Consider the following 25,026-nt stretch of genomic DNA (forward strand, 5'->3'; position numbering starts at 1 on the left):
GGAACAGGGTTGGGTGGACAGGACGAAACCCGGACAGTGTAGCAAAGGGAGCGGGCCAGGCTCCGCTACGTATGTACGAGTATCACAGTTACAAATCCTTACTTTTGCAAAGAGGCATCCCTTACTAGACTGTGTAACAGCGCTTTATATGTTCGATAAAACCACCGGAGTGTCCAGCCATGACCAGCTCGATGTTCAGCCCGATGTTCAGCCGAGTGCCGCTCGCCATCCTCGCCGCCTCCCTCGTGTTGGCGCCCGCCCTCCATGCGGCGCCGCTGGCGCCCGGCCAGCAGGCGGTGCATGTACTGAACCGCCTGGCCTTCGGTCCGCGGCCGGGCGATGTCGAGCGCGTCCAGCGCATCGGCGTGCTGCAGTACATCGACGAGCAGCTGCATCCCGAGGCGATCCCGATGCCGCCGGCATTGAGCGCGCGCCTGGACGCGCTGGAAACCGTCAAGCGCAGCCCCGGCGAGGCCCTGGGCGCCTACCTCGAACTGCGCAAGGAAGTGCGCAACGAAGAGGAAGGCGCCAAGCAGCGCCGCCGCATCGAGCAGGGGCGCGCGACGCGCGAGGAGGCCGAGGCACGCCTGGTGCGCGCGATCGAGAGCCCGCGCCAGCTCGAGGAAGTGATGGTCGACTTCTGGTACAACCATTTCAACGTCTTCGCCGGCAAGGGCATCGACCGCGCGCTGGTCGCCAGCTACGAGCGCGACGCCATCCGCCCGAATGCGCTGGGCTCCTTCCGCACGCTGCTGGGCGCCACCGCCAAGCATCCGGCGATGCTGTTCTATCTCGATAACGTGGTGTCCTCGACGCCGCGGCCGAACGCCAAGGGCCGCGCGCAGGGGCTGAACGAGAACTACGCGCGCGAGCTGATGGAGCTGCACACGCTGGGCGTGGACGGCGGCTACACCCAGCGCGACGTGACCGAGCTGGCGCGCATGCTGACCGGCTGGACCTTCGAGCCGCGCCGCCTGGTGCGCGACGGCGAAACCTTCCGCTTCGACGCCGGGCGCCATGACCGCGGCGCCAAGACCTGGCTCGGGCACGAGATCGCACCCGGCGGGCAGGCCGAGGGCGAGTATGCGCTCGACGTGCTGGCCATGCACCCGGCGACGGCGCGCCACGTCAGCTTCCAGCTGGCCCAGTACTTCGTCAGCGATGCGCCTCCGCCAGCCCTGGTCGAGCGCATGTCGCGGACCTGGCTGGCCAGCCAGGGCGACATCCGCGCCGTCCTCAAGACCCTGTTCAGCAGCAGTGAGTTCATGGACAGTGCGGCGGCCGGCGCCAAGTTCAAAACGCCCTACCAGTTCGTGGTGTCGGCCGCGCGCGCCAGCAGCACGCCGCTGGTGAACGTGGGACCGCTGGCGAACACCCTGAACCAGCTCGGCATGCCGCTGTACGGCTGCCAGACTCCCGACGGCTACAAGAATACCCAGGATGCCTGGCTGAACCCGGACGCACTGGGGCGCCGCATCGCCTTCGCCACCGCGCTGGCCCAGGGCCGGCTGCCGCTGGCGGCCGCGCCGGCGCCGGCGGCGATGCCCTCGCCTCGGCTCGAACAGAACCTGGCCGGCAGCGACGCCTCGCCCGCCATGTTCATGTCCTCGCCGTCACCGGCACCGCCGCCGAAGCCGCCGGTGCCGCTCGATCCGGCCGGGCTGCAGGCCACGCTGGCGGGTTCGCTGTCGCCGGCGACCCTCGACACGGTCGCGCGCCATCCCGACAGCCTGCGCGCCGCCATGCTGCTCGGCAGCCCCGATTTCATGCAGCATTGAGGAGACGACGATGAAACGCAGGGATTTCCTGAACACGCTGGCGCTGGGCGCCGGCATCATGCTGCCGCTGGGCCGTCACGCCTGGGCAGTCACCGGCGCCGGCACCGGCACTGATGCGACCCGCAGGAAGCTGGTGGTGGTCATGCTGCGCGGCGCGGTGGACGGGCTGAACGTGGTGGCGCCGGTGGGCGACGAAAACTACCTGCGCCTGCGTCCCGGCATCGGCCTGGCAAGTCCGGGCATGGAGAACGGGGCGATCAACCTGGACGGCTACTTCGGCCTGCATCCCGCGCTCGCCAGCCTGCAGCCGCTGTGGCAGCAGAAGAAGCTGGCCTTCGTGCACGCCAGCGGCTCGCCGGACGCGACCCGTTCGCACTTCGACGCCCAGGACTACATGGAATCGGCCACGCCCGGCCGCAAGAACACGCCGGACGGCTGGATGAACCGGCTGGTCGCCGCCCTGCCGGGGACTCCCACGCCGAGCCGCCTGCTGGGCATCGGCCCGGTGATGCCGCGCATCCTGGCCGGCCAGGCGGCCGCGGTCAACCTGCCGAACGTGGCTGCCGGTACCAGGGCCGACATCCTCGACCGCCCGGCGATCGGCGCCGCCTTCGACCAGCTGTACGCCGGCCATCCGCGTTTCGGCCGCGCCTACGAGGACGGCCGCAAGGCGCACCGCGAAGTCATGATGGCCGCCGCCGAGACCCCGCAAATGCAGGCGGCCGACCGCGGCGCGCCGCTGCCGAACGGCTTCCCGGACGACGCCGCGCGCCTGGCGACCCTGATGCGCAACGACCCGAAGATCCAGATGGCCTTCGTTGCGCTGGGCGGCTGGGATACCCACGTGGGGCAGGGCGCCGGCACCGGCCAGCTGGCGAACCGCCTGGCGCCGCTGGGCCAGGGATTGGCTGTGCTGGCCGAGCGCCTCGGCAGCCTGTTCGACGACACGGTGGTGGTGGTGATGTCGGAATTCGGCCGCACCGCGCGCGAGAACGGCACCGGCGGTACCGATCACGGCCACGGCAATGTGATGTGGGTACTGGGCGGGAAGATCGATGGCGGCCGGGTTGTCGGCGATTGGCAGGGCCTGGAAGACGCCGCGCTGAACGAAGGAAGGGATTTACCGGTCACGACCGATTTCCGTTCGGTGCTGGCGCAGATATCTGAACGTCATTTGCTTTTGACCGATAAGCAACTGAACCAGGTCTTTCCCGCAATGCCGCAAAAGGACCCGTCCTTCCGTTTGCTGCGTACCTGAATGTAGGAGCCGTCCCACTCTGGAGCGGGATCAACGCGCTATCGTAGTTCTACCGTATTGCGGTGCACCATAATCGGCGCTATAGTTGATTCGTCTCCTCCAGTTTTCTCCGAAACCTGGATTCCGCCCGCTCCGCAAGGTAGCGGGCATTTTTTTTGCCCGCCTTCCCCGGCACTAAACGCCCGTCACCTCGGCATCATCGCCCTGGAACCCGCCCGCGCGCCAGGTCAGCACCAGCGTATCCCGATGCCCGTGTTCTCCCAGCGGCTGGATCGGCGTCGACTCGTGGATCACGGCCGCGTCGTCGAGCAGCAGCATGGTCCAGGGTTCGAGCATGGTGAAGCGCTGGCCTTTCGGTCCGTCGGCCTCGAACACGCGCGTTTCGCCGCCCTTGATGTTCTCGCGGCCGATCAGGATCACGGCCACGAAGTCGACGCCATCGCGGTGCGCGCCTTCCGGGGTTGGGCGGCCGATGCCGTCGGCGGTATCGATGCGGAACTGGTGCGCTTCGACATACCAGGGCCGTGGACCCTTCACGCTCGAACACACCGTGCCCAAGGCACGCAGCAGCCTGGTCCAGGCCGGCCGTTCGACGGTCGCGGGCTCGACCGGCACGAACAGGCGGTGCATGCCGCCGTGCAGGGCGTTGTACTCGACCGGTTGCCAGTGCGCGCGGTGCGGGCTCTGGACCAGCGCGCTGCCGTCGTCGACGAAGCAGGAATGGCGGCGCCGCCGGTAGCGGCCGCCGTCCTTCAGGTAGTTGTCGAGTTCCAGCCGGTCCCAGCTCGGCGCGAGGGCCTGGAGCTCGTCAAGGGAGCAGCCGGCCAGGGCCGCCACGTCTTGCGGACGCAGCAGGGCATAGCCGTCCGTGCGCAGCGCATCGACGATGCGCGACGGGTCGGTATAGGGTAGTTGCGGTGTAGTCATCCTGCTAGCGTAGCACTTTTTGCTCGTCCAGGCAGGGTGCCGGCCCTACCAGTTCTTGATGAGGGTGAGCCTGAACGAGCGCGATTCGAGCGGATGGAAGTGGATGTCCTCGCGCGGCTCGGGCTCGCCGCGCAGCTGCGAGGCATAGAAGTAATCGATGCTCGACACGCGCTTGTTCGCCAGGTTGAAGCCTTCCAGCTCCAGCCGCAGGTCCTTCGCGACCCGGTAGCCGATGCGGCCGTTCAGGGTGGCGCTGGCGTGCGAGCGCACGCTGTTGTCCTCGATCAGCGGACGCGGGCCGAAGTAGCGCAGGCGCAGCGCGCCTTCCCAGGCGCCGTACCGGCCGAGCTGGCTGGCGGTGACGGCCAGCTGGCCGACGCCCTCGACGGCGCCGGGAATGCGGTCCTGGCCCGGCGCGGCGTCTCGCGTGCGGGCGCGCGCGAACGCGGCGTCGAAGTCGATCGACAGCCACTTCACCGGCTTGTAATAGTTCGAGAACTCGATGCCGATGCGCCGGCTCGGCGCGCCGGCCTCGGTCGTGCCTTCGTCGCCGACGTAGCGCAGCTCCGAATCGAAATCCAGGCGGTACAGCGACAGCGCGGTTTGCATCTTCGGAACCGCTTCCGTACGCAGGCCGATCTCCATGCCGCGCGAGCGCACCAGTCCGGGCGCCGCGGCAAGCGGCGACACCGTGCCGCGCGCATCGTTGCTGTGGAATCCCTGCCCATAGTTCAGGTACAGCTCGCTGCTCTTCCACGGGCCGAACACCAGGTTCAGCGAGGGGCTGAGCAGGGTGTCGCTGGTGCTGCCCGAGTCGGCAGGCAGGCTGCTGCGGACCCTGAAACGGTAGTCGTCGGCGCGCAGGCCGACGATGCTGCGGAAGGAATCGCCCCAGCGGGTCGCGCTCTCGATCCAGGCTGCGCGGCTGGTCTCGACGATGTGGTCCTGGCGCGTCGACTCCAGCGTCTGGCGCGCCTGCGTGTGCAGCAGGCCGTTGAAAATGTTGTCGTTCTGGGCCTGGAGGCCGACGCTCAGGTCCGAGGTGAGCGTGTCGCTGTGCCAGGCGTGCCAGGTGTGCAGGGCGTTGACGCCGCCAGTGACGCGGCGGTCAGGCTGGGCGAACTGATCGCCATGCACCGGGTCGGTCATGAAGTAGCTGAAGTTCGACCACAGGTCCAGCTGGTTGCGGATCAGGTAGGCGTTCACCTTCGATACCGAGTCGGCCGTGGTCCGGCGCCACACGCCGGACAGGCTGGTGCGCCGCGCCTCGCCGCCGTCGGTAGCGTCGATGGCGTCGAAGCGCCCGATGCGTCCGTCGTCGACAGCGCGCTCGGGAATCTGGTCGGTGGAATTCCAGCGCCCGTGGTAGGCCATCGCGGTGACGCTCCAGCCGTTGTTGGCATAGCCGCGGCTGTAGCGCAGCACGCCATTCAGCTTTTGATAATCGTCCGGATGAACGAAGGGGCCGTCGTTGTGCAGCAGCTCCAGCGCATAGGTGAGGGTGCCGCCGCCGGCGTCCTTCGAGGCCGCCAGTGCCGTGCGCGCATAGCCGTTCTGGCCGACGCTCAGGGTCGCGACATCCCGCACCAGGCGGTTCGCATAGGTGATCGCGGCGCTGCCGGCCGAGGCGAAGTCGCCGTCGCGCGCCGAGTACGGACCCTTGCGGTAGTCGAGGCGGGCGGTCAGCTCCGGGATCAGGAAGTTCAGGTCGGTCCAGCCCTGGCCATGGGCATGCGAGCGCTGGTTGACCGGCATGTCGTCGACATACGTGGCGAGATCGGTGCCGTGGTCGAGGTTGAAGCCGCGCAGGTAGAACTGGTTGGCCTTGCCTTCGCCGCTGTGCTGGCTGGCGATCAGGCCGGGCGCCGCCTCCAGCAGCTCGCCGGGGCGGTAGATGGTGCGCATCTCCAGTTCCTTCTGGCTGACGCTGCCGGCGTTCGCGGAATCCACGATGCCGAGCTGGCTGGCGCGCGCGCCCTCGACCAGCACGCGCTGGATCACGAAGTCGTCGGCCTGGGCGCCGGCGTGGGCAAACAGCGCGGCCAGCGCGCAGGGCAGTACTCGCAGATGCATGCGAAGCCTAGTGGACGGGGAACTCGGCATGGCTGCTGCTGAAGCCGAAAGTGCGCACACTTCCGGCCACCGTCAGGTTCACGGTATTCAGCTGGTCGGGCATGAAGTCGGTCATGACCTCGTCGTGGATGAACTCGACTTTGGCGGCCGGCGTCTGCAGCACTTCCTGGAAGATGACGACGCTCTGGGCGTCGGCCGTCATGCCGACCCAGTTCAGCGCCAGGCGGCGCTTGTCCTTGTCCGCCAGCCAGAAATGCTTCTCGACGTATTTGCGGAACACGGCCTGATCGTCGGGATCGGACAGGTCGAACTGGCGCTGGTACAGGTTGGTCAGCAGAGCCTCGACGTCGTGCGCCATGTAGGTGTGCACGACTTCAAGGCTGCCGGTCCGCTCGTTATGGCTGATGTCGGTGATCCCGGCGTGGAAGTTGTGCGCCGGCGCCAGCGCGCAGACGCCCGCCAGGAAGGCGGCGCCCACACACCGGGTAAGGAGGCGTTTCAGGCCCATGCGACGCGGTTTCATTGTACTTTTCTGCCCGCTTCGATCGACTTCTCGGCATCCTTCACGGCTTCCTTGCTGTCCTGCTTCGCTTCCCTGGCTTTCAGTTTTTCTTGGTAGTCTTTCATCATGTCGTCCTGTGGGCGCTGGCTCTTGAACAGTTCCAGACGCGACTGTACCGGCTTGCGCGGCCAGGCGTTGTCGCTCTGGTCGACGTCGGCGGTTTCCCAGTACGGGTCCTGTACCAGGCTGGTCATCGGCTCGTCCGTGATGATCAGCTTCGTGATCTTCTTCGGCGAGTAGCGCCACACTTCGGCCGGCACGCGCTCGATGGTCTTCTTGCCGCTGGCCAGCGTGATCTCCAGGATCAGCGGCGTCACCAGCCCGCCCTTGTTGCTGAAGTCGACCAGGTACAGGTGCTTGCCTTCCTTCAGCAGCGCCTTTTCCCAGTCTTCCAGGCCGTCGACCGTCTCATTGTACTGGTTGCGATCCTTGTTGGTGACCGTGAAGTCGTCGTGCTCGTTGTAGAAATCCTTCAGTTCCGGATGCTTGTCCAGGCGGCGCGGCAGCGTGCCCTGGTTGCGCTGGTCGGTGATCGAGATCGGCTCCTGGTCCTTGATGGCCTTCTTCCAGGCCTTCTCGATTTCCGGATCCTTCGTACCGACCGTGTACTCGCTGATGCCGTCCACGCTCACGTCGACCGCGTCGGTGGTGTAGAACCAGCCGCGCCAGAACCAGTCGAGGTCCGTGCCCGAGGCGTCTTCCATGGTGCGGAAGAAGTCGGCCGGGGTGGGACGCTTGAACTTCCAGCGTTCGGCATAGGTGCGGAAGGCGAAGTCGAATAGCTCGCGGCCCAGCACCGTCTCGCGCAGCACGTTCAGCGCGGTGGCCGGCTTGGCATAGGCGTTGCTGCCGCGATTCGTGATCGACTCGGAGTTGGTCATGATCGGCTGCTGGTTGCGGCTCTTCATGTAGTCGACGATATTGCGCGCCTCGCCGCGGCGGGCCGGATAGTCGTCTTCCCATGCGGTCTCGGCGAGGAACTGCATGAAGGAGTTGATGCCTTCGTCCATCCAGGTCCACTGGCGCTCGTCCGAGTTGACGATCATCGGGAAGTAGTTGTGGCCGACCTCGTGGATGATCACGCTGATCAGGCCATACTTGGTGCTGCGCGAATACGTCAGCTCGCCGGTCTTCTTGTCCTTGGTCGGGCGGCCGCCGTTGAACGAGATCATCGGGTATTCCATGCCGCCCACCGGGCCGTTCACCGAAATCGCCACCGGGTACGGATAGTCGAACGAGTACTTGTTGTACTGGTCGATGGTGTGGATGATGGCCTGGGTCGAATACTTCTCCCACAGCGGGTTGCCTTCCTTCGGGTAGAAGGACATGGCCAGCACGTCGGTGTCGCCTTTCTTGAAGCCTTGCGCGTCCCAGATGAACTTGCGGCTGGTGGCCCAGGCAAAATCGCGCACGTTTTTCGCGCGGAAGCGCCAGGTTTTCGTGGTGGTGGCGCGGCCTTTTTCGCGCGCCTCGGCGTCAAGCTGGCTGGCGATGACGACCGGCTGCCTGGCCGTGCGCGCCTGCTTCAGGCGCTCGCGCTGGGCGCTCGTCAGCACCTCGCCTTCGTTCTGCAGCTCGCCGGTGGCGGCCACGATGTGGTCGGACGGCACCGTGAGCTCGACGTCGTAGTCGCCGAACTCCAGCGTGAATTCGCCGTCGCCCAGGTACTGCTTGTTCTGCCAGCCGTGGACATCGTAGTAGGCGGCCATGCGCGGATACCACTGGGCGATCTCGAACAGGTCGTTCTTGTCTTCCTTGTCAAACCGCTCGAAGCCCATCCTGCGCCCCAGCACGTTCGTCTCCGGCACCTTGAAGGACCAGGCCATGTTGAACGAGACGCGCGAGCCCGGCTTGAGCGGCTGGTCGAGGTCGATGCGCATCATGGTCTTGTTGATCACGTAGCGCAGCGGCTTGCTATCCGTGCCCGTTACGCTGGCGACCTTGAAGCCGCCGTCGAACCTGCGGCTCTCGACCAGGAAGCGGGCCGCCTCGTACTGCAGACCGGTCTGACCGCCGGCGCCGGCGGTGCGCCATGCCTCGCGCGACGGGTAGCTCGAGATGTTGCGATTGTCCGAGTCGGCGCGGAACATGTTCTGGTCGAGCTGCACCCACAGGTAGTTCAGCGTGTCCGGCGAGTTGTTGTGGTAGGTGACGGTCTCGCTGCCGGTGATGGCGCGCGCGGCTTCGTCCAGCGTCGCGCGGATCTTGTAGTCGGCGCGCTGCTGCCAGTAGGCGTGACCCGGCGCGCCCGAGGCGGTGCGGGTGTCGGTGGGCGTGGGCAGCAGTTCGTCGAGCTGGCGGAACTTGTCGTCGAACGGTTCCGCGGCGAAGGCGGAGCCGGTGATGGCGGCGATCAGGGCGAGGGTGGCGAGGCCGGCGGGCAGGCGTTTCATGTCTCGGTTATATGTATGTTTGTGTGGTCCAAAATGCACGATGGGCACCACGTTTCCACACGTGACGTTTGCAATTCGCTGACGTCACGCGTGGGCACGGTGTGCCCACCCTACGGTATTACTTGCCTTCGGCGGCTTGTACTTCCGGCTTGGCGTCCTTGGTCTTCAGCTTCTCGTTATAGTCGCGCATCAGGTCGTCGCCACCGCGCTGCGACTTGAACAGCTCCAGGCGCGACGGGCTTGCCTTGCGCGGCCAGGCGTTGTCGCTCTGGTCGGTGTCGGCGGTTTCCCAGTACGGGTCCTGCACCAGGCTGGTCATCGGTTCATCGGTGATGATCAGCTTCGTGATCTTCTTCGGCGAGTAACGCCACACTTCGGCCGGCACGCGCTCGACGTACTTCTTGCCGGAAGCCAGCGTGATTTCCAGGATCAGCGGCGTCACCAGGCCGCCCTTATTGGTAAAGTCGACCAGGTACAGGTGCTTGCCTTCCTTGAGCAGCGCCTTTTCCCAGTCTTCCAGGCCTTCGATCGCCTCGTTGTACTTGTTGCGGTCCTTGTTGGTGACCGTGAAATCGTCATGCTCGTTGTAGAAGTCCTTCAGCTCGGGATGCGCATCGACGCGGCGCGGCAGCGTGCCCTTGTTGCGCTGGTCGGTGATCGAGATCGGCTCGGCATCGTGGCGGGCTTTCTTCCACGCCTTTTCGATTTCCGGATCCTTGGTGCCGATGGTGTACTCGCTGATGCCGTCCACGCTCACGTCCACGTGGTCGGTGGTGTAGAACCAGCCGCGCCAGAACCAGTCGAGGTCCGTGCCGGAAGCGTCTTCCATGGTGCGGAAGAAGTCGGACGGGGTCGGACGCTTGAACTTCCAGCGGCGCGCGTATTCGCGGAAGGCGAAGTCGAACAGCTCGCGGCCCATCACGGTCTCGCGCAGCACGTTCAGGGCGGCGGTCGGCTTGGCGTAGGCGTTCGGGCCGAGCGCCGAGATCGACTCGGAATTGGTCATGATCGGCTGCTGGTTGGCGCTCTTCATGTAATCCACGATCGCGCGCGGCTCGCCGCGCGACTGCGGGTAGTTCTCTTCCCAGGCCTGCTCGGCCAGGTACTGCAGGAAGCTGTTGAGGCCCTCGTCCATCCAGGTCCACTGGCGCTCGTCCGAGTTGACGATCATCGGGAAGTAGTTGTGGCCGACCTCGTGGATCACGACGCCGATCAGGCCGTACTTGGTGCGCTTCGAATACGTGATCTCGCCGGTCTTCTTGTCCTTGGTCGGACGCGGGCCGTTAAACGAGATCATCGGGTATTCCATGCCGCCCACCGGGCCGTTCACCGAGATCGCCACCGGGTACGGATAGTCGAACGAATACTTGTTGTACTGGTCGATGGTGTGGATGATGGCCTGGGTCGAATACTTCTCCCACAGCGGGTTGCCTTCCTTCGGGTAGTAGGACATCGCCAACACATTGGTCGAATCCTTCTTGAAGCCCTGGGCATCCCAGATGAACTTGCGGGACGAGGCCCAGGCGAAGTCGCGCACGTTCTTCGCCTTGAAGCGCCAGGTTTTCATCGTGGTGGCGCGGGTCTTTTCCTTCGCTTCCGCCTCGAGCTGGGTCACGATCACGACCGGCTGCTTGGCCGTGCGCGCCTGCTCCAGGCGCTGGCGCTGGGTCGCGCTCAGGACCTCGCCCGGGTTCTGCAGCTCGCCGGTGGATGCCACGATGTGGTCGGCCGGGACCGTGACGGACACGTCGTAGTCGCCGAATTCCAGCGTGAATTCGCCGGTGCCGAGGAACTGCTTGTGCTGCCAGCCGGTCACGTCGTAGTAGGCGGCCATGCGCGGGAACCACTGGGCGATCTCGAACAGGTCGTTCTTGTCCTCGTCGAACTTCTCGTAGCCGGAGCGGCCGCCGAGCACCTTCTGCTCGTTGATGTTATAGCTCCACTCGACCGAGAACGCGAGCTTCGCGCCCGGCTTGAGCGGCTGCGGCAAGTCGATGCGCATCATCGTGCGGTTGATGACGTAATGCAGCGGGGCGCCGCCGGCATCCTTCACCGACTTGATGTTGAAGCCGCCGTCGAAGCTGCGGGCGGTCATCAGCGACTGCATCGCGTCGAACTTCATGCCGTCGTCCGGGCCGCGCGGCTTGTCCCAGGCCTCGCGCGAACGGATCGTGGCGCCGGTGCGCGCATCCGAGTTCGGCTTGTAGATGTTCTGGTCGAGCTGGACCCACAGGTAGCTCAGCGTGTCGGGGGAATTGTTGTGATACGTGACCGTTTCAGCACCGGTGATCGCACGCTTGGCCTCGTCCAGCGTCGCGCGGATCGAATAGTCGGCGCGTTGCTGCCAGTAGGCGTGGCCCGGGGCACCGGATGCGGTGCGGATCGTGGTCGGGGTGGGAAGCAGTTCGTCGAGCTGGCGGAACTTGTCGTCGAAAGGTTCAGCGGCGATTGCGGACATGGTGAGGCATAGAGCCGCCAAGCTGATCGGCAAACGTATCATATTTACCCTGCAATAGAGGTTGAAAAGAAGAAAATATTCTAGTCTTACCTCTAAAACAATGGTTCGCTTGATTTGTAACAAGCTTGTTACAAGGCATCAAAACGCCCGGGTGTGGCGTTTTGGATACTACTCAGCTGCCCGCGGAGCGTTCCAGCCGTCGATAAAGCCGTGGACGAACTCAGTGGAACCGGCGCCGAACCACAGCAGCAGGGCGGCGCCCAGCAGCATGTTGCGGTTGGTGCTGCGGAAACCCATGACCAGCAGGATCACGCCCAGCAGTTGGATAACCAGCGACATGGCAACCATATTGCCTCTGTATTTCGTTGACGGAAATTTATTATAGGCAAATCTAATATATCCGTGTCAACTATTGGCAAGCCTTATGCACGCCTTACCGTATTCGCCACGGTCCGCAGATACAGCGTGGCGATGGCGATCAGGATGCCCAGCAGCAGCAGCATCGTGTTCATCTCCAGCTTGACCTGCAAGGCCATCGCATAGCTGGCCGTCATCGCCAGGATGGCCAGGTTCTCGTTGAAATTCTGCACCGCGATCGACTGGCCGGCGCTCATCAGGCTGTGGCCGCGGTGCTGCAGGATGGCGTTCATCGGTACCACGAACAAGCCGGCCAGCACGCCGATCCCGAGCAGCAGCGGCAGCGCGACCTGCACCGTATGCACGAACACCATCGCACAGAGGCCGATGCCCAGCACGATTCCGACCGGCATCACCGCCATGGAGCGCACCAACGGCACCGTCTTGCCGGCGATCGCAGCGCCGATCACCACGCCGAGCGCGAACACGCCCTGCAGCGCGGCCGCCTTGTCCAGGCCCAGGCCAAGGGCCGACTTGGCCCAGGCCAGCAACAGGATCTGCAACACCATGCCGGCGCCCCAGAACAGCGAAGTCACGCCGAGCGACACCCGGCCTTCACGGTCGCGCCACAGGGTCGAGTTGCAGCGGTAGAACTCGAGCAGCAGGGAAGGTATGGAGCGGTGCGCCTTCGCATAGCGCTTGCCGGCGTTTACGACGCACAGGTTCAGCACGCCGGCCACGAGGTAGGTCAGCACGATCACGGACACCGCCGCGCTGACCGGCGTATCGGCGATGCCGCCGTGCGCGGGCGCGACCCGCAGCAGCCACGCGATCGTATGCTCGTTGGCGGAAATGAGGCCGCCGAGGATGGTGCCGAGGATCATCGAGACCACCGTGGTCCCCTCGATCCAGCCGTTCGCCGCCACCAGGCGCCGGGCCGGCAGGACTTCGGCCAGGATGCCGTACTTGGCCGGCGAATAGGCCGAGGCGCCGAAGCCGACGATGCCGTAGGCGAGCAGGGGATTGGCCTTGGCCAGGATCAGCGAGCAGCCGAGCATCTTGATCGTGTTCGTCACCAGCATTACCCGGCCCTTCGGAAACATGTCGGCGAAGGCGCCGGCAAACGGCGCCAGCAAAATGTACGAGAGGACGAAGCCCATTTTCAGCATCGGCGTCATCCACCCAGGAAACGACAGCGTCGTGATCAGCGAGACGCAAAGGATGAACAGCGCGCTGTCAGCCAGCGAGGAAAAGAACTGGGCCCCGACGATGGCGAAGAAGGCGGGTTTCATGGAATCGGACGCGGTGGTTGGAGAGCCCTTATATCACAGCCTTTGTGGCGGTCGATTTCGCTTGAATCATGAACTACACATGAAGAAACTATTTAGCATTTTTGAAATAATAAGTAACATTTACATTATTACAATTTTAATGTATGTATGGCATCTTTTTCCGGGTCGCGGGTATTCCGCAGTCAAGGTGCAAATGGATCCGTTCACACTCGTCGTGGCCTCGGCTTGGTAGCCGGTCATGGCCGCCAGCATGCTCCTCCTCTACCGGGCCGGCTCGCGCCAGCCCTGCCTCCTTGACTGGTCGCTGAGCGGCCTGTGTTTTTGGTGAGTAGCGTCATCGGCGCCTTTGCCGCGGCGCCAAGAGGGTGCGGCCTCAATGTCCCGCGGCGACAAGCAAGGCGCTTCCCTGAAGTCGGCGCTGCAGCAAGTCCTTGGCCACCGCAAGCGCCTTGTCCGGCGGCGCTGCGATATCCGGGCTGACGCCTACTCCTTCCCAGTTGGTATGGGTAATTGGACTGATGCTGCGCCGGCTAGGTATCACGGCAAAGAAGTGCTCGCCAAGGCGATAGGGACGCGCGGGGTGGGCTCCGCCCCAGGTCCGCTCGCCGATCACCGTGGCGCGTTTCAGTGCCTGCATCGTGTAAGTGAAGTCTTCGCCGGCGGACATCGTGCCGGGGCCGGCCAGGATAAGGACCGGCTTCTTGCCGCCATAGCGTTTGCCGCCGAGCTTATCTTCCGTCCAGTGCTGCGTGCTGATGCCGGTATCGCGATCCCAAATGTCGTTGAGGCGGGTACGCTGGTCGACGAAATAGCTGACCAGTAAGGCCACCGTTTCCGGCCCACCGCCACGGTTGTCGCGCAGGTCCAGGATGAGGCCGTCGGTGTCGGCGAGTTTATCCATCGCCGCGGCGTACTTTTCGGCTACCAAGAATGAAGGAGGGAAATCGGGAACCTTCATATAGCCGATGTTGGGGCCCAGGCGCTCGACCTTTTCCACGCCAAAGTTTGCAAAGAGGCGGTAAGCGCCCACGACCAGGCGCCTGGTAAAGGGGGTGCGCTGCTCCCACTCCGCTTGCGTCGCCGGGGGAGGCCCGACGGCATCGTCGGGCGGAACCGGCTCGGGGCTGAACCTCACCGCCATATGCCGGTCGTGGGCTAGGCCGTAAAGGTCGTCCGTGAGCTGTTTTGCCAGCTGTTTGCCGTCCGTCATCCCATCGTACTTGCCCTCCTGCCGGTGCTGGCGCAGGACCGCTTCGATCTGCTTGGCCTTGACGGGAAAGACATAGTGATCGTTCAGCTTCGCCACCAGCGTATCGATCGCCTCCAGGCGCATCGTGCGATCGACCGCCACCTTTGGCCGAGGCATGTGTTCTTCCCAAAAAGGCCTCCACAGGGGCATGGTGACAAAGGCTCCGATCACGGTCAGCACCAACAAGGACGGTACGACGATCCATTTCTTTTTCATTGTTTTTCCTCTGAATGTGGCACGCGGATGTTGACGTTTGGTGGACGTATCAGAAACAATTACTTCATCAATGAGGCAGCGAAGTGGATTAAGAGTAGCACAACAATTGCTAGGGTATAGCAATATTTTCTACTGATTGAGCGTGCGCGCCCGATGAGCGGCTTCGGCAGGAGCTCATCGAGCGGCTTTATCTGAAGGGCAGCTGCTGCAGGCGACGTGCGAAGCTTGCCGGCGAGCCGGCAAGGATAGAAGACGAGGAGTGGGAGATTGCTAGTCGAAGCCGCGTGCAGCAAAGCTCGCGTCGCGCTGAATCCAGTTGCGGGGCGAGTAGGCGCTGCGCGCGTCGGTCGCGTGCAAGGTGAAAGCATGCCGTGACACCGCTGAACGGTTCGGCGCGCTGTAGTGCGGCAGCAGTCCGTGGAAACACACCAGGCTGCCGGCCTTGCATTCCACCGGCGCGGCGACGCCCTCATCCGGCCACGGCGTCGTGTCCAGCTTTTCCATCGTGATGCGCTGGCCGTCACGCAGGAAGCGCTCGCGCAGCGGGCCGCGGTGGCCGCCCGGCTCAACCCACAGGCAGCCGTTGTCGACGGTCGCGTCTTCGAGCGCGAACCAGAAGGTGGTCACGCTGATCGGGGTCGAATCGAAGAAGGTCGCGTCCTGGTGCCAGCGCACTTCGCCGCCGATGCCGGGCTGCTTGAAGATGTACATCGATTGCCAGACCTGCGGCCGCTCCAGCCCGAGATCGCGCGCCACCGCCGCCAGTTTCGCATCGCGCGTAAAAGCCTCGAATACCGGATCAAGGTCGTGCATGGCGTGGCCGATCTTGTTGATCGACAGGGCCTTGGCCTGCTTGAGCTGGCCGTGCGAATCGAAGGCTTCCTCCTCGAAGAAGCAGCGGACCGTGTTGTCCGAACCGAGGAACCAGGCGTCGCTGACGTTTTCCTGGTCGCGCGTGGTAAAGACGGCGCGCGATTCGGCCGGGTCGAAGGCGTCGACGATGGCTTCGGCGCGTGCGCGCAGGCGCGCAATCTCGTCTGGCGCCTTGAAATCCGGGAGGACGATATAGCCGTCGCGCCGGTACTGGTCGCGCTGTTCCTGGGTCAGCATGCTAAAACTCCGGTGAGTGAGCGAGGTATTTTACGCCGCCACCGTCCAGGCCCCGTCGGCATACACCCGCTCGCCGTCCAGCACCACCGCGTCCGTCACCACGAACACGTCGATGTGGTAGCGCGCGTCCTTGCGCTTGAAGCCGGGCTTGGCGTACACGCCGTGCTTGGCGCCCAGTGACAGGTGGATGCCGCACATGCGCTCGTAGGTGCCGATGTCGTCGACCCGGCGCTCGCGCGAGAAGGCGCGGTTCATGCCGAAGCCCAGTTCGCGCACCCAGACCTCGCCCTCGTCGCGGCGGATGATGTCCAGCACCTGCTGGAACTCGGGCGTCGCGTTCTCGGTGCCGGTCACGCGGCCGCGCTCGATCAGCAGCGTGATGGGCGCGTCCGGACGGTTCACGAGATAGGAGGTGTCGCCGAAGACGTGGACCTGGGCACGGCCGCCCACCGCTTCCAGGTCGCGCGCCTCGGTGAACACTTCGCCGATCGGGAACTGGCCGCCGACGTTGTTCATCGCGCTGTAGTCGCCGACGTTCAGCTTGGCCGATTCGAAGGGCGAATCGAACACGAGGATATCGCCACCGCCGTGCACCTCGGCGCGCTTCGCCGTGTCGATGCGACGCTTCAGCGCATGGCCGACGCCGCGGAAGTACTGCGGATCGTAGGCCAGCGATTCGATGTAATGCCCGCCCTGTGCGCCCGGCATGCGCGACAGGTGCACGTGCTCGACCACTTTCAGCCCCAGCTTGAACAGTTCCACGCGCAGGCGGAAGCCGTCGAGGCGGAAGTTGGTCGACTGCACCAGCACCACCAAGTCGCCCGGCGCATAGGTCTTGAAGGACGCCAGCACGCCATCCGGCGTGACGGCGTCGAAGTCGATGAAGTCGGCCTGCGGCAGGTTGCGGCGGTAGGCATCGAGCAGCGCGCGCGACAGGGCCGTCCGGCGGTCGAACACCACCAGCGCGCGCCGGCCCGGCCCGTGTTCGAGCGCGATCGCGAGCACGTCGCGCAGGTGCGCGGTGGCGGCGTCGATGGCGGAAGCAGGCAGCGATTCGGATAACTGCGTATGCGGGAGCTCGGTGGCGGTCATGGCGTCAAAACGATGGGAAGCAACCCGTCATTATAGCCTCGCGCCGGCCGCCTCGACGCCCGGGCCGGCGCTTGCGGCAGCTCACGGCCGCCTGGCCGGCTTTGCTGCACAGTTTGGCTGTGGAGGGCTTATCATGTTGATTCTAAAAAGAAAATTTCCAATCTCTAACTTGCTCACGCTACTGCTCGCGCTGCTGCTCGCCGCCGCGGCGCCTGTCCGGGCCGTCGAGACCAGGGCGGGCACGCGGGCGCCGGACCTGGTGGCGGCCGAGTTCTACGGCTGGTACCTGGAGACCCTGAGCGCCGACCAGGACCCGCTCAGCGACCGCTACGACACCTTCACACGCTACGTGGCCAGGGAGCTGGCGGCGCGCCTGGTCGAGCGCCTGCAGGGCGGCCGGCTGCCGCACAGCGATTACTTCACCCAGTCTTCCAGCTACCGGCCGGCTTGGCGGCGCAGCGTGCGCGCGGCCACCATGCGCCAGCGCGCGGGCGCGGCCGACGTCGTCGTCACCCTCGGCGCAGCGGCGGGCGAGGGAGCAGGCGAAACGCGCGACGAGGGGGGCCCGCGCCAGGTATTGGCGCTGTCGATGGTGCTGGAGAACGGCGCCTGGAAGATTCGCCAGGTCGTCGCCGTCGATGCGTCCAGAAGTTCCGCTGAACAGCCCGGCATTTGATCCCTGAAGCACCACCCCGCGCTCCTTTCGTGAACGGCGCGCCGTGCCCCCCATGGTGGCGCTATGATTCCAAAAGCATAACGGCCCCATGATGATGCGGGCCGTGGCGTTTTTTGGCGATCCAAGGGCGGGGGGATATGGAAGGTCGGTCATACCGATGGGAAACTCCGGCCAGCGTCTGGCTGGAAGACGAGCGCGGACAATTCGAACTGGCCGCCAGCGAAGGGCTGGGCCGGATCGACTGGAGCGCCCATGCGCGCGGCCGCATGGCCGATGTCGCCCATCTGCTCGGCGCCTCGCTGCCGAGCTGCGGGCACTCGCCCATCTATCCCGAAGGCTTCGCTTTCTGTCCCGAATGCGGACGCCCTTTGGCCCGCCTGGCGGGACGCCAGCAGCGAAGTCCCGACTGGTGGGGGCCGCATGCCGACCAGCTGCTGCCGCGCCATGTGCCGCACGGCCTGGCCGTCACCTCGCTGCCGCTTGGCGACAGCCTGGAAGAGCGTCCCGCCGTACCCAGCGTCGGCCGCTTCGACGATGCGATGCCGCCGCCGCCGAACGCCGAGTGCGTGTTCGCCGCCGCCGGCTACGGCTTTCCGGAACAGCGCCTGCTGGCCCTGGCGCCGGGACGCGGCGTGCTGCAGTACTGGGATCCGCTGGGCGCGCTGTGGCATGTGCTGGTGCCGGAAGAGGGCACGGCCGACCTGCGCTTCGGCGCCTCCGACTACGGCTGGCTGCCGGCACTGGAGCCGCGCCGCGGCGAAGTCGGCCTGGTGCCGACCGCCCAGGGCCTGTACCGCCTGTGGATCAACCCGATCAACGAAAGCTACCGCCTCGAACCGGTGCTGGCCGCGCCGCTCGCCGCCGCGCCGGGCCTGATGCGGCGCCAGCTGGCCTGCCTGGTGCGCGGGAATGCCGGGATGCTGGCGCTGGCCGTGCTGGATGCGGATCTCGCCCCGGGTCCGCACTATGACTGCGGCGCGCTGCCGCTATCCGGCTGGGGCCGGCCGATCGGCTACGACGGCCAGCTGTTCTGGCTGCACGACGAAGGCCAGCTGCTGTGGCGTCCGGGCGAGGCGCCGCGCTTCCTGCCCTGGCCCGACACCTGGCTGCCGCGCCTGCAGTTCGGCGGCCCGACCCTGAGCCGCGACGGCCGCATGTGGCTGATCGGGCACGACGGCCAGTCCTACTGCTTCCTCGAACTCGGGGTCGCGAATCCGCAGCGCGAACCGATCGACGGCGCGCGCCTGGGCTTTGCCAACCTGCTGTTCCGGCGCGGCCATCCTGTTATCGACGAACCCTGGCTGGGGGAGCACGTCGAAGACCAGCAGGAAGACGATTCGCTGGTGCTGCCGCTGCTGCGCAGCTTCAACAACAATCGCAGCCAGCCCAGCGGTCTGGTGCTGCGCTTCCACAAATACACCGGCCGTGCGGAAGACGCGCTGGCCGACCGCGTGATCGCCCGCACCACGGTGGAATGGATAGGCCGGCGCAACGTCATCCTCGACGAGATCGCACGCCTGTCGCGTCCGCTCGAGTGCCTGCCCTTCGTGTACGCCAACCGCCTGTGGCTGCACCACCCAGACTGGAACCGGATCCGCGGCTGGAATCTGGAAGAGCTGTCGTGAGGCGCGCGCTCGCTTCACTTGCCACACGATTGGCGTTGCTGGCGGCGGGCCTGCTCGGCGTTGCCGCGCCGGCGTTCGCGATTCCGCAGGTGGTCCTGGTGCAGAACTCCGGCTGGATGGAGCCCTTCTACAGCGACCCCGGCTCGGCCTTCAAGCCGCTGGTGACGGAACTCGTCTCCAGCGTCGTGCAGCCGGGCGATGCGCTGGTGCTGGCCGCCTTCAACCAGTCGCTGCCCGGCGCGCCGTCGCCGCGCGCGCTGCTGTCCGAGCAGGCCGACGCGAAGACGCTGCATGCGCACGTGCAGGCGGCATTGGGCGGCCTGCAGATGGCGCGCAAGCCCGGCGCCGGCAAGTCGGGTGGAGCGGCGTTGGCCGACACCGACCTCGGCGAGGCCGTGAATGCCGCGCTGAGCCAGGTCCTGGGCGGGAAGCCGGGCCTGGTCTGGCTGGTGACGAACAACCGCAACAGCCCGAACAACGACCAGGCGACCGCCGCGCGCAACCGCGAGTTCTACGCCCTGATCCACCGCGGCGCGGCGATCGACAAGGCCCTCGCTTTCCCGCTGCGCATGCCGGTCAAGGGCGCGCACTACAGCGCGAACGGCCTGATGGTGTACGTGTTCGCGGCCGGGCGCGAGGGCACGCGCGCGCTCGACGCCCTGCTGGCGGCCGGCCGGGTGCAGCGCGTGATCACCGAGCCGCCGGCGCGCCTGAAACCGCTCGACCGCGACACCGTGCGCCTGGTGCCGCGCCGCGTCGAGGGCGCGCCCGGGGTGTCGCTGGCGATGGACGCCGGTGGCCGCCTGCGCGCCGACGTCGAACCCGGTGCGACGGCGCCCAGCACCCGCATCCAGTGGCAGCTGGAGAACACGATCTACCCGTACACCATCGCCGATGCGTCCATCAGCGCGCGCTCGATGCTGGCCGGCGAAAACCGTCCGATCGAACTGGCGCACCACGAGGTGAAGCAACTGTCGCCGGGCAGGGCGGAACCGCTGGCGTCAACCCTGCAGCTGCCGGTGGCGAAGCTGCCCGGCAAATGGTCGATGGCGGCGCTGAAATCCGCCGGCTCGGCCTATGTGCTGCCGGGGCAGATCGAGCTGCACCTGGCCGGCCAGCGGCTGGTGCTGTCGCAGGCTTTCCGCGAGCGGATGGCGGCGCTGTTCCCGGGCGATCCGCTGCCCGAGATCTTCACGCCGCCCGCCGAGATCCAGGCCTCGACCGCGGTGCTGCCGCTCGAAGTGAGGGTCCACTTCGGATCGGGGCCGCTGCTGGCGCTGATCGGCGGCGTCCTGGCCGCGCTGGCCGCGGTCGGCGGCGCGGCCTGGGCCTACGGGCGCCCGCGCCGGGTGCAGCTGACGGTGGAGGACGAGCTGCGCACCGTGCACACGCGTCCCGGCGCCACCCAACCGATCTACGACAAGGCGGGCAACCAGGTGGCCCGCCTGAAGACGACGCTGTTCGGCCACCAGCTGATCGACCTGCGCGAAGGCGCCCAGGTCAGGCTGGGGCCTTGAAATACCTATAAAAAAGACCCAAGAGGACCCCATGCAAGATCAAAAAAAACCCCCGACATCGACCGACCCCGGCTTCAAGCTGCCGGGCCAGCCCACCACGACCACGCCGACCACGCCCCAGGACTCGCTGCCGAAGACGGCGCCGGACACCGCCAACCAGCCGGTCGAGATCGCGCCGGGTGGCGCCACCAACACCAGCGCCGCACCGCTGCGCGACACCTCGGCGCGCGACCTGGCGATCGGCGGCGCGGTGTTCGTGGTGCTGCTGGTGATTTACTTCTTCGTGCGTAACGCCTACGTGCACCACCTGGTGGTCAAGCGGGTGGCGCCGTCCTCGGCCGGCAGCGCGGGCTGGCTGATGTTCGTGGGGCTGGCCTTCCTGTCCTTCGCGGCGGTGCTGGCGATCATCAACGCCAGCAAATACCTGACCCTGGCAATCACCGGGCCGCTGGTCGTAATCGGCGTGGTCGGCCTGATCGCGGGACTTTTCATTGGCCGCCGCTGAAAGGAATAGAGACATGGCAGATTTTCCCGATCCCTCGGCCCTGAATAAAAAAACCGAGCTCAAGGTCGACCTCCGTCCGACGCTGTTCATCGGCGCCGGCGGCACCGGCATGGAAGTCATGATGCGGATCCGCCGGCGCATCCTGGCGGCGGTCTGGAACCGCCAGCACCCGACCCGGGTCGAGTCGATCGCCGACTTCCCGGTGGCGCGCTTCCTGCACTTCGACCTCGACAACCAAGCCATCATCGACGAAGGCAAGTCGCAGCGCACCGACCCGTGGTTCGAGCTGGTCAAGCTGAGCGACGAAGAACGCCTGGTCGAGCCGCTCGACCTGCCGCAGTACCACGAGTCCGACGACAGCCTGGCGCGGTTTCCGTTGATAGAACAGTGGATGCCGCTGCGGCCGAAGAAACTGCGCTCGCTCGGCATCGATCCGTCCAAGGGGGCCGGCCAGATCCGCGCGCTGGCGCGGCTGTATTTGTTCGACAAATATCCGAAGCTGCGCGGACGCATCAAGGGCGCGCTGAACTTCCTGAGCAGTAATGCCGGCATCGAGCGCAAGGAGAATTACCAGCGCCTCGGCCTGCAGGTCGACACCAGTAAATTCCGCATCGTCGTCATCGCCTCGAACGCCGGCGGCACCGGGGCCGGCAGCGCCATCGACCTGGGCTGGATCGCCAAGGCGATCGCGCGCCAGGAAGTGTCGGACAGCCAGGTCGACCTGGTGATGTTCCTGCCTTCGGGCTATGCGAAGGCCAACAAGGAGCGCACCGAGGCCAACGCCTACGCGACCCTGATGGAGCTCGAGACCACCATGCGCGACATGAACGCGCGCGTGCAGTGGATGGATCCGGACAGCGTGGTCGGGCGCGGCGCGCCCTTCGACGACGTCTACTTCGTCGACACCGCCAACCTGGCCAACAAGGCGACCCAGGACGTGAAGGACGTCTACCAGATGGTGGCCGACACCCTGTTCGAGGATTTCGCCTCGGCCGATTTCGCCAACCGCAAGCGTTCGGTGGCGGTCAACCAGCAGCAGCACAAGCTCGGGCCCTACAACCCGCGCGTGCCGGAGCAGCGCTTCGGCGACATGCGCCTGTCGTATTCGAAGGTGTATTCGGCCTTCGGCAACGCGGTGCTCGATACCCAGCAGAGCCTGCGCGACGACATCCGCGCCTACGAGCTGGCGGCGCTGATGGTCAAGGCCTTCTTCGGCATGGCCGGCACCGACGGCGGCGCCGCCCGCCGCGCCGGCGATGCCGAGCGCGACAGCTTCATGCGCGAGCAGATGGGCATGGGCGAGCATCCGTTTTCCGAGTTTCCGGACTTCCGCAAGGGCACCGTCGATGTGACCCCTTTCCAGGAATACGCGCTGACCGACATGTTCCTGATGGACAAGGACCAGCGCTCGCTGCTCGAACGGGTCGAGAGCAAGGTGCAGGTCGAGATCGACCGCATCATGGCGTCCTACGACCTGAAGCTGTGGCGCGAGAAGGTGGTCGAGCTGCTGCCCCACCTGGAGCGCGACGCCATCCGGGAAGCCGGCGCCACCGCCGAGACCAGTGAAGACCGCATCAAACGCCATACCGGAGAACTGCTGGCGAACCTGCGCCTGAACGTGCGCGGCCGCCTCTACATGCTGCTCGACGACCGCAAGCAGGGCGGCCTCGAATTCGTACTGTCGCTGCTGGAGCAGGTCAAGGCGCGCCTGGCCCAGCGCGATCTCGCCAATGCCCAGCGCAACGGCAAGCGCTACCGCGACATCCGCGATGCCCTGCGCACGCGCCAGGTCGAGGAATCGCTGAACAACCTGTCGCAGGCGGCCGCCCGCCTGTTCGGCAAGGACGCCCAGGCGCGCGAGGTGATGAACCATCTGAAACGCGACATCGCCGACTACCTGCGCTTCCACCTGCTGGCGGTCGCCTCCGGGCAGGCAATCGATGTCATGAACAGCATGTCGGCCTGGCTCGGCAATCCGCAGGGTACCGACGAGTACGGCCAGGCCCAGTGGAGCGGCATCGCCGGCGAATTCCAGGAAGGACGGCGGGAGGTAGAGGCGATGCTGGCGGCCTGCGACCAGCGCATCGGCCAGCTGCGCGACGATGCCCGCATTGACCACGCCACCTACATCAAGCTGGCCGGCGACCTGCTGCCGGAACCGGTCCGCCTCACCAGCGACGTCGGCGGCTGGGCCGAGGAAGTGCTGCGCGAATTCGGCGGCTCGGCCAGGCTGTTCCCGCAACTGGGCGACGAGCGCCTGCGCACCGACCTGCTGCTGAAACTGTTCCGCCGCGCGCAGACCCAGCTCACCAGCATGCAGGCGCAGGGCCAGGAACCGGCCGAGGCGACCGATCCGCTGCTGGAACGCCTGGGCGCGATGTCGCCGCAAGAGCGCCACCGCGTGTTCAGCGAATGGATCAGGAGCGCCATGCCCTGGATTAATGCGCGCTTCTCGGCCGAGTTCACGCCCAGCGCCGACCAGTTCAAGTGCTTCATCGGCGTCGGCGACCCCGCCGCCTGGCGCAAGCTGGAACCCGAGATCCGCGCCGCCGTGCCGGCCGGCCTGTTCCACGGCGATGCGGTCGCCATCGTCAACACGGGCGTCTCGGGCAGGGCGGTGTGCTACATCGAGCTGTCCGGCTATCCGATGACGGTGCTGCGCGGCCTGCCGACCTGGCGCGCCTCCTACCAGATCGAGAACCCGAAGATCCCGACCCACCTGCACTTCGATTCGACGCGCTTTCGCCATCCGATCTCGCCCTCGATGGACGAGCTGAACCGGCTGGCCGACGACTACGAATGGTTCCTGCAGGCGGTCGCGCTCGGCGTGATCCGCCGCAAGCAGGATGCGGGCGACCGCGAGGCGGCCTTCCAGCCGCGCGGCCAGTACCTGTTCGAGGTCGAACCTGGCTCGGGCGAATGGCTGCAGATCGGCAACGAGTACGCGGTCCGCTCGAACGGCCTGCCACCCTATTACCGCGAACAGGTGATCGCCGCGGTGCGCCAGCGCCTGGGCCAGATGGGACCGTACCGGCTGGCGCTGCTGGCGGCCCTGATGCGCCACTACCAGCTGCGCGTCTACGAGCCCAAGCTGGAAGTCGACGAGACCGGCGCCCAGCTGCCGTCGCCCTCGCTGCCCACCATCACGGCGCGGCGCCTGTACGACCAGTGGATGCGGCGCGCCGCGACGCTGCATCCCGAGCTGTCGCCGGCCCAGGTCGAGGCGGCCCTGGCCCAGCTCGACCTGTGGTCCGAGACGGTGCCGGATTCCGCCAGCGACGCCTACCAGTGGGAGGTCGAGCGTCCGGTCGACAAGCGCGTGATCCGGTCCGAGTTCCTGGCCAGCGAGGCGCGGGCGCTGCAGGCGCTGGAGCGGCGCACATCCGGTTCGGCGGCGCCGTCCGCATCCGGCCTGTCCGCGGCCGCGCCGCATGCCGCTTCGGCCGCCCCGGCCGCCACCATCGTCAGCCCGTCGATGCCGGCGGCGCCCGCGGCGGACGGCGTGCAGCCCGCCGGGCTCGGGCCGGCCGCTTTCGTGGTCGGCGCGACCCCGCTGGCGCCGCGCTTCAAGCTGTTCGTGAACGGCGCCCAGCGCGGCCCGTATGCGCTGGAGGAGGTCGCGCAGCTGCTGGCGCGCGGCGACATCGACCACGCCACGCGCATCTGGAACATGCAGTGGAACCCGCGCCTGGACAAGTGGAAGACGGTCGGCGAGATCCCGGAACTGGGGGCCGGTCCTGGCGCCACGATCCCTGATCCCGACGACGGGATTCCGGATCCGGAATAAGGGAGCGCCGTGGCCGACGAAGCAATCTACCGCTGCATCAACGACGCTTGCGGGCGCCCCACGCCGCGGCCCGTGAACTTCTGTCCCTGGTGCGGGACGGCCCAGGCGCGCGCCGGTGCGCGCGGTGCGCCCGCGACGCTCGCGCCGGCCA

Annotated in this window: 17 protein-coding genes; 7 read left to right on the plus strand and 10 right to left on the minus strand. The window is 66.3% G+C overall.

Going from position 1 to position 25,026, the window contains the following annotated elements; genetic code table 11:
• Nucleotides 1-179 precede the first annotated feature (179 nt).
• Nucleotides 180-1,778 carry a DUF1800 domain-containing protein gene (locus ACI48D_RS02945; protein ID WP_435569715.1) on the plus strand — a complete coding sequence of 533 codons (1,599 nt, stop codon included), beginning with the start codon at nt 180-182 and terminating at the stop codon, nt 1,776-1,778.
• A 10-nt stretch (nt 1,779-1,788) separates the two neighbouring features.
• Nucleotides 1,789-3,036, plus strand: coding sequence for a DUF1501 domain-containing protein (locus ACI48D_RS02950; RefSeq protein ID WP_435569716.1), 1,248 nt, complete (start codon nt 1,789-1,791; stop codon nt 3,034-3,036).
• A 174-nt stretch (nt 3,037-3,210) separates the two neighbouring features.
• Here the strand turns inward: ACI48D_RS02950 and ACI48D_RS02955 are convergent, their stop codons facing one another.
• From ACI48D_RS02955 to ACI48D_RS03000, 10 genes are all read right to left on the minus strand, one after another.
• The gene (locus tag ACI48D_RS02955) at nt 3,211-3,963 is read right to left on the minus strand and encodes a 2OG-Fe dioxygenase family protein (RefSeq protein WP_435569717.1); all 753 of its coding nucleotides are present in this window, start codon (nt 3,961-3,963) and stop codon (nt 3,211-3,213) included.
• A 45-nt stretch (nt 3,964-4,008) separates the two neighbouring features.
• Complete coding sequence (locus ACI48D_RS02960; RefSeq protein WP_435569718.1) at nt 4,009-6,036, minus strand: TonB-dependent receptor; 2,028 nt, start codon at nt 6,034-6,036, stop codon at nt 4,009-4,011.
• A 7-nt stretch (nt 6,037-6,043) separates the two neighbouring features.
• A complete protein-coding gene (locus ACI48D_RS02965; protein WP_435569719.1) occupies nt 6,044-6,559 on the minus strand; it encodes a DUF6702 family protein in 516 nt (171 codons plus the stop codon).
• Nucleotides 6,556-8,991 (minus strand): M1 family metallopeptidase, encoded by a 2,436-nt coding sequence (locus ACI48D_RS02970; protein ID WP_435569720.1) that lies wholly within the window; start codon nt 8,989-8,991, stop codon nt 6,556-6,558. The genes ACI48D_RS02965 and ACI48D_RS02970 overlap by 4 nt, the downstream gene beginning before the upstream one ends.
• Before the next feature lie 118 nt (nt 8,992-9,109).
• A complete protein-coding gene (locus ACI48D_RS02975) occupies nt 9,110-11,449 on the minus strand; it encodes a M1 family metallopeptidase (RefSeq protein ID WP_435569721.1) in 2,340 nt (779 codons plus the stop codon).
• 168 nt (nt 11,450-11,617) lie between these two features.
• Nucleotides 11,618-11,788: a hypothetical protein gene (locus ACI48D_RS02980; protein ID WP_435569722.1), complete on the minus strand. Its 171-nt coding sequence runs from the start codon at nt 11,786-11,788 to the stop codon at nt 11,618-11,620.
• 83 nt (nt 11,789-11,871) lie between these two features.
• A complete protein-coding gene (gene lplT / locus ACI48D_RS02985) occupies nt 11,872-13,098 on the minus strand; it encodes a lysophospholipid transporter LplT (protein WP_435569723.1) in 1,227 nt (408 codons plus the stop codon).
• 373 nt (nt 13,099-13,471) lie between these two features.
• A complete protein-coding gene (locus ACI48D_RS02990) occupies nt 13,472-14,563 on the minus strand; it encodes a S41 family peptidase (RefSeq protein ID WP_435569724.1) in 1,092 nt (363 codons plus the stop codon).
• Nucleotides 14,564-14,833: 270 nt separating this feature from the next.
• Nucleotides 14,834-15,673 carry a phytanoyl-CoA dioxygenase family protein gene (locus ACI48D_RS02995; RefSeq protein WP_435569725.1) on the minus strand — a complete coding sequence of 280 codons (840 nt, stop codon included), beginning with the start codon at nt 15,671-15,673 and terminating at the stop codon, nt 14,834-14,836.
• A 30-nt stretch (nt 15,674-15,703) separates the two neighbouring features.
• The gene (locus ACI48D_RS03000; RefSeq protein ID WP_435569726.1) at nt 15,704-16,765 is read right to left on the minus strand and encodes a hypothetical protein; all 1,062 of its coding nucleotides are present in this window, start codon (nt 16,763-16,765) and stop codon (nt 15,704-15,706) included.
• A 169-nt stretch (nt 16,766-16,934) separates the two neighbouring features.
• Between ACI48D_RS03000 and ACI48D_RS03005 the strand changes: the two genes are divergently transcribed.
• From ACI48D_RS03005 to ACI48D_RS03025, 5 genes are all read left to right on the plus strand, one after another.
• Nucleotides 16,935-17,441: a DUF3828 domain-containing protein gene (locus ACI48D_RS03005; protein WP_435569727.1), complete on the plus strand. Its 507-nt coding sequence runs from the start codon at nt 16,935-16,937 to the stop codon at nt 17,439-17,441.
• Nucleotides 17,442-17,578: 137 nt separating this feature from the next.
• Nucleotides 17,579-19,066 (plus strand): hypothetical protein, encoded by a 1,488-nt coding sequence (locus ACI48D_RS03010; RefSeq protein ID WP_435569728.1) that lies wholly within the window; start codon nt 17,579-17,581, stop codon nt 19,064-19,066.
• A complete protein-coding gene (locus ACI48D_RS03015; RefSeq protein ID WP_435569729.1) occupies nt 19,063-20,583 on the plus strand; it encodes a hypothetical protein in 1,521 nt (506 codons plus the stop codon). The genes ACI48D_RS03010 and ACI48D_RS03015 overlap by 4 nt, the downstream gene beginning before the upstream one ends.
• A gap of 31 nt (nt 20,584-20,614) precedes the next feature.
• Nucleotides 20,615-21,088 (plus strand): hypothetical protein, encoded by a 474-nt coding sequence (locus ACI48D_RS03020; protein ID WP_435569730.1) that lies wholly within the window; start codon nt 20,615-20,617, stop codon nt 21,086-21,088.
• 13 nt (nt 21,089-21,101) lie between these two features.
• The gene (locus ACI48D_RS03025; RefSeq protein WP_435569731.1) at nt 21,102-24,875 is read left to right on the plus strand and encodes a tubulin-like doman-containing protein; all 3,774 of its coding nucleotides are present in this window, start codon (nt 21,102-21,104) and stop codon (nt 24,873-24,875) included.
• Nucleotides 24,876-25,026: the final 151 nt, after the last annotated feature.

The organism is Massilia sp. LXY-6, assembly GCF_051233485.1.
Taxonomy (GTDB): Bacteria; Pseudomonadota; Gammaproteobacteria; order Burkholderiales; family Burkholderiaceae_D; genus Telluria.

Bases quoted from the DNA above. Each gene is read 5' to 3' on its own strand.
- ACI48D_RS02945 (WP_435569715.1), top strand. From the start codon at position 180: ATGACCAGCTCGATGTTCAGCCCGATGTTCAGCCGAGTGCCGCTCGCC.
- ACI48D_RS02950 (WP_435569716.1), top strand. From the start codon at position 1,789: ATGAAACGCAGGGATTTCCTGAACACGCTGGCGCTGGGCGCCGGCATC.
- ACI48D_RS02955 (WP_435569717.1), bottom strand. From the start codon at position 3,963: ATGACTACACCGCAACTACCCTATACCGACCCGTCGCGCATCGTCGAT.
- ACI48D_RS02960 (WP_435569718.1), bottom strand. From the start codon at position 6,036: ATGCATCTGCGAGTACTGCCCTGCGCGCTGGCCGCGCTGTTTGCCCAC.
- ACI48D_RS02965 (WP_435569719.1), bottom strand. From the start codon at position 6,559: ATGAAACCGCGTCGCATGGGCCTGAAACGCCTCCTTACCCGGTGTGTG.
- ACI48D_RS02970 (WP_435569720.1), bottom strand. From the start codon at position 8,991: ATGAAACGCCTGCCCGCCGGCCTCGCCACCCTCGCCCTGATCGCCGCC.
- ACI48D_RS02975 (WP_435569721.1), bottom strand. From the start codon at position 11,449: ATGTCCGCAATCGCCGCTGAACCTTTCGACGACAAGTTCCGCCAGCTC.
- ACI48D_RS02980 (WP_435569722.1), bottom strand. From the start codon at position 11,788: ATGTCGCTGGTTATCCAACTGCTGGGCGTGATCCTGCTGGTCATGGGT.
- lplT (WP_435569723.1), bottom strand. From the start codon at position 13,098: ATGAAACCCGCCTTCTTCGCCATCGTCGGGGCCCAGTTCTTTTCCTCG.
- ACI48D_RS02990 (WP_435569724.1), bottom strand. From the start codon at position 14,563: ATGAAAAAGAAATGGATCGTCGTACCGTCCTTGTTGGTGCTGACCGTG.
- ACI48D_RS02995 (WP_435569725.1), bottom strand. From the start codon at position 15,673: ATGCTGACCCAGGAACAGCGCGACCAGTACCGGCGCGACGGCTATATC.
- ACI48D_RS03000 (WP_435569726.1), bottom strand. From the start codon at position 16,765: ATGACCGCCACCGAGCTCCCGCATACGCAGTTATCCGAATCGCTGCCT.
- ACI48D_RS03010 (WP_435569728.1), top strand. From the start codon at position 17,579: ATGGAAGGTCGGTCATACCGATGGGAAACTCCGGCCAGCGTCTGGCTG.
- ACI48D_RS03020 (WP_435569730.1), top strand. From the start codon at position 20,615: ATGCAAGATCAAAAAAAACCCCCGACATCGACCGACCCCGGCTTCAAG.
- ACI48D_RS03025 (WP_435569731.1), top strand. From the start codon at position 21,102: ATGGCAGATTTTCCCGATCCCTCGGCCCTGAATAAAAAAACCGAGCTC.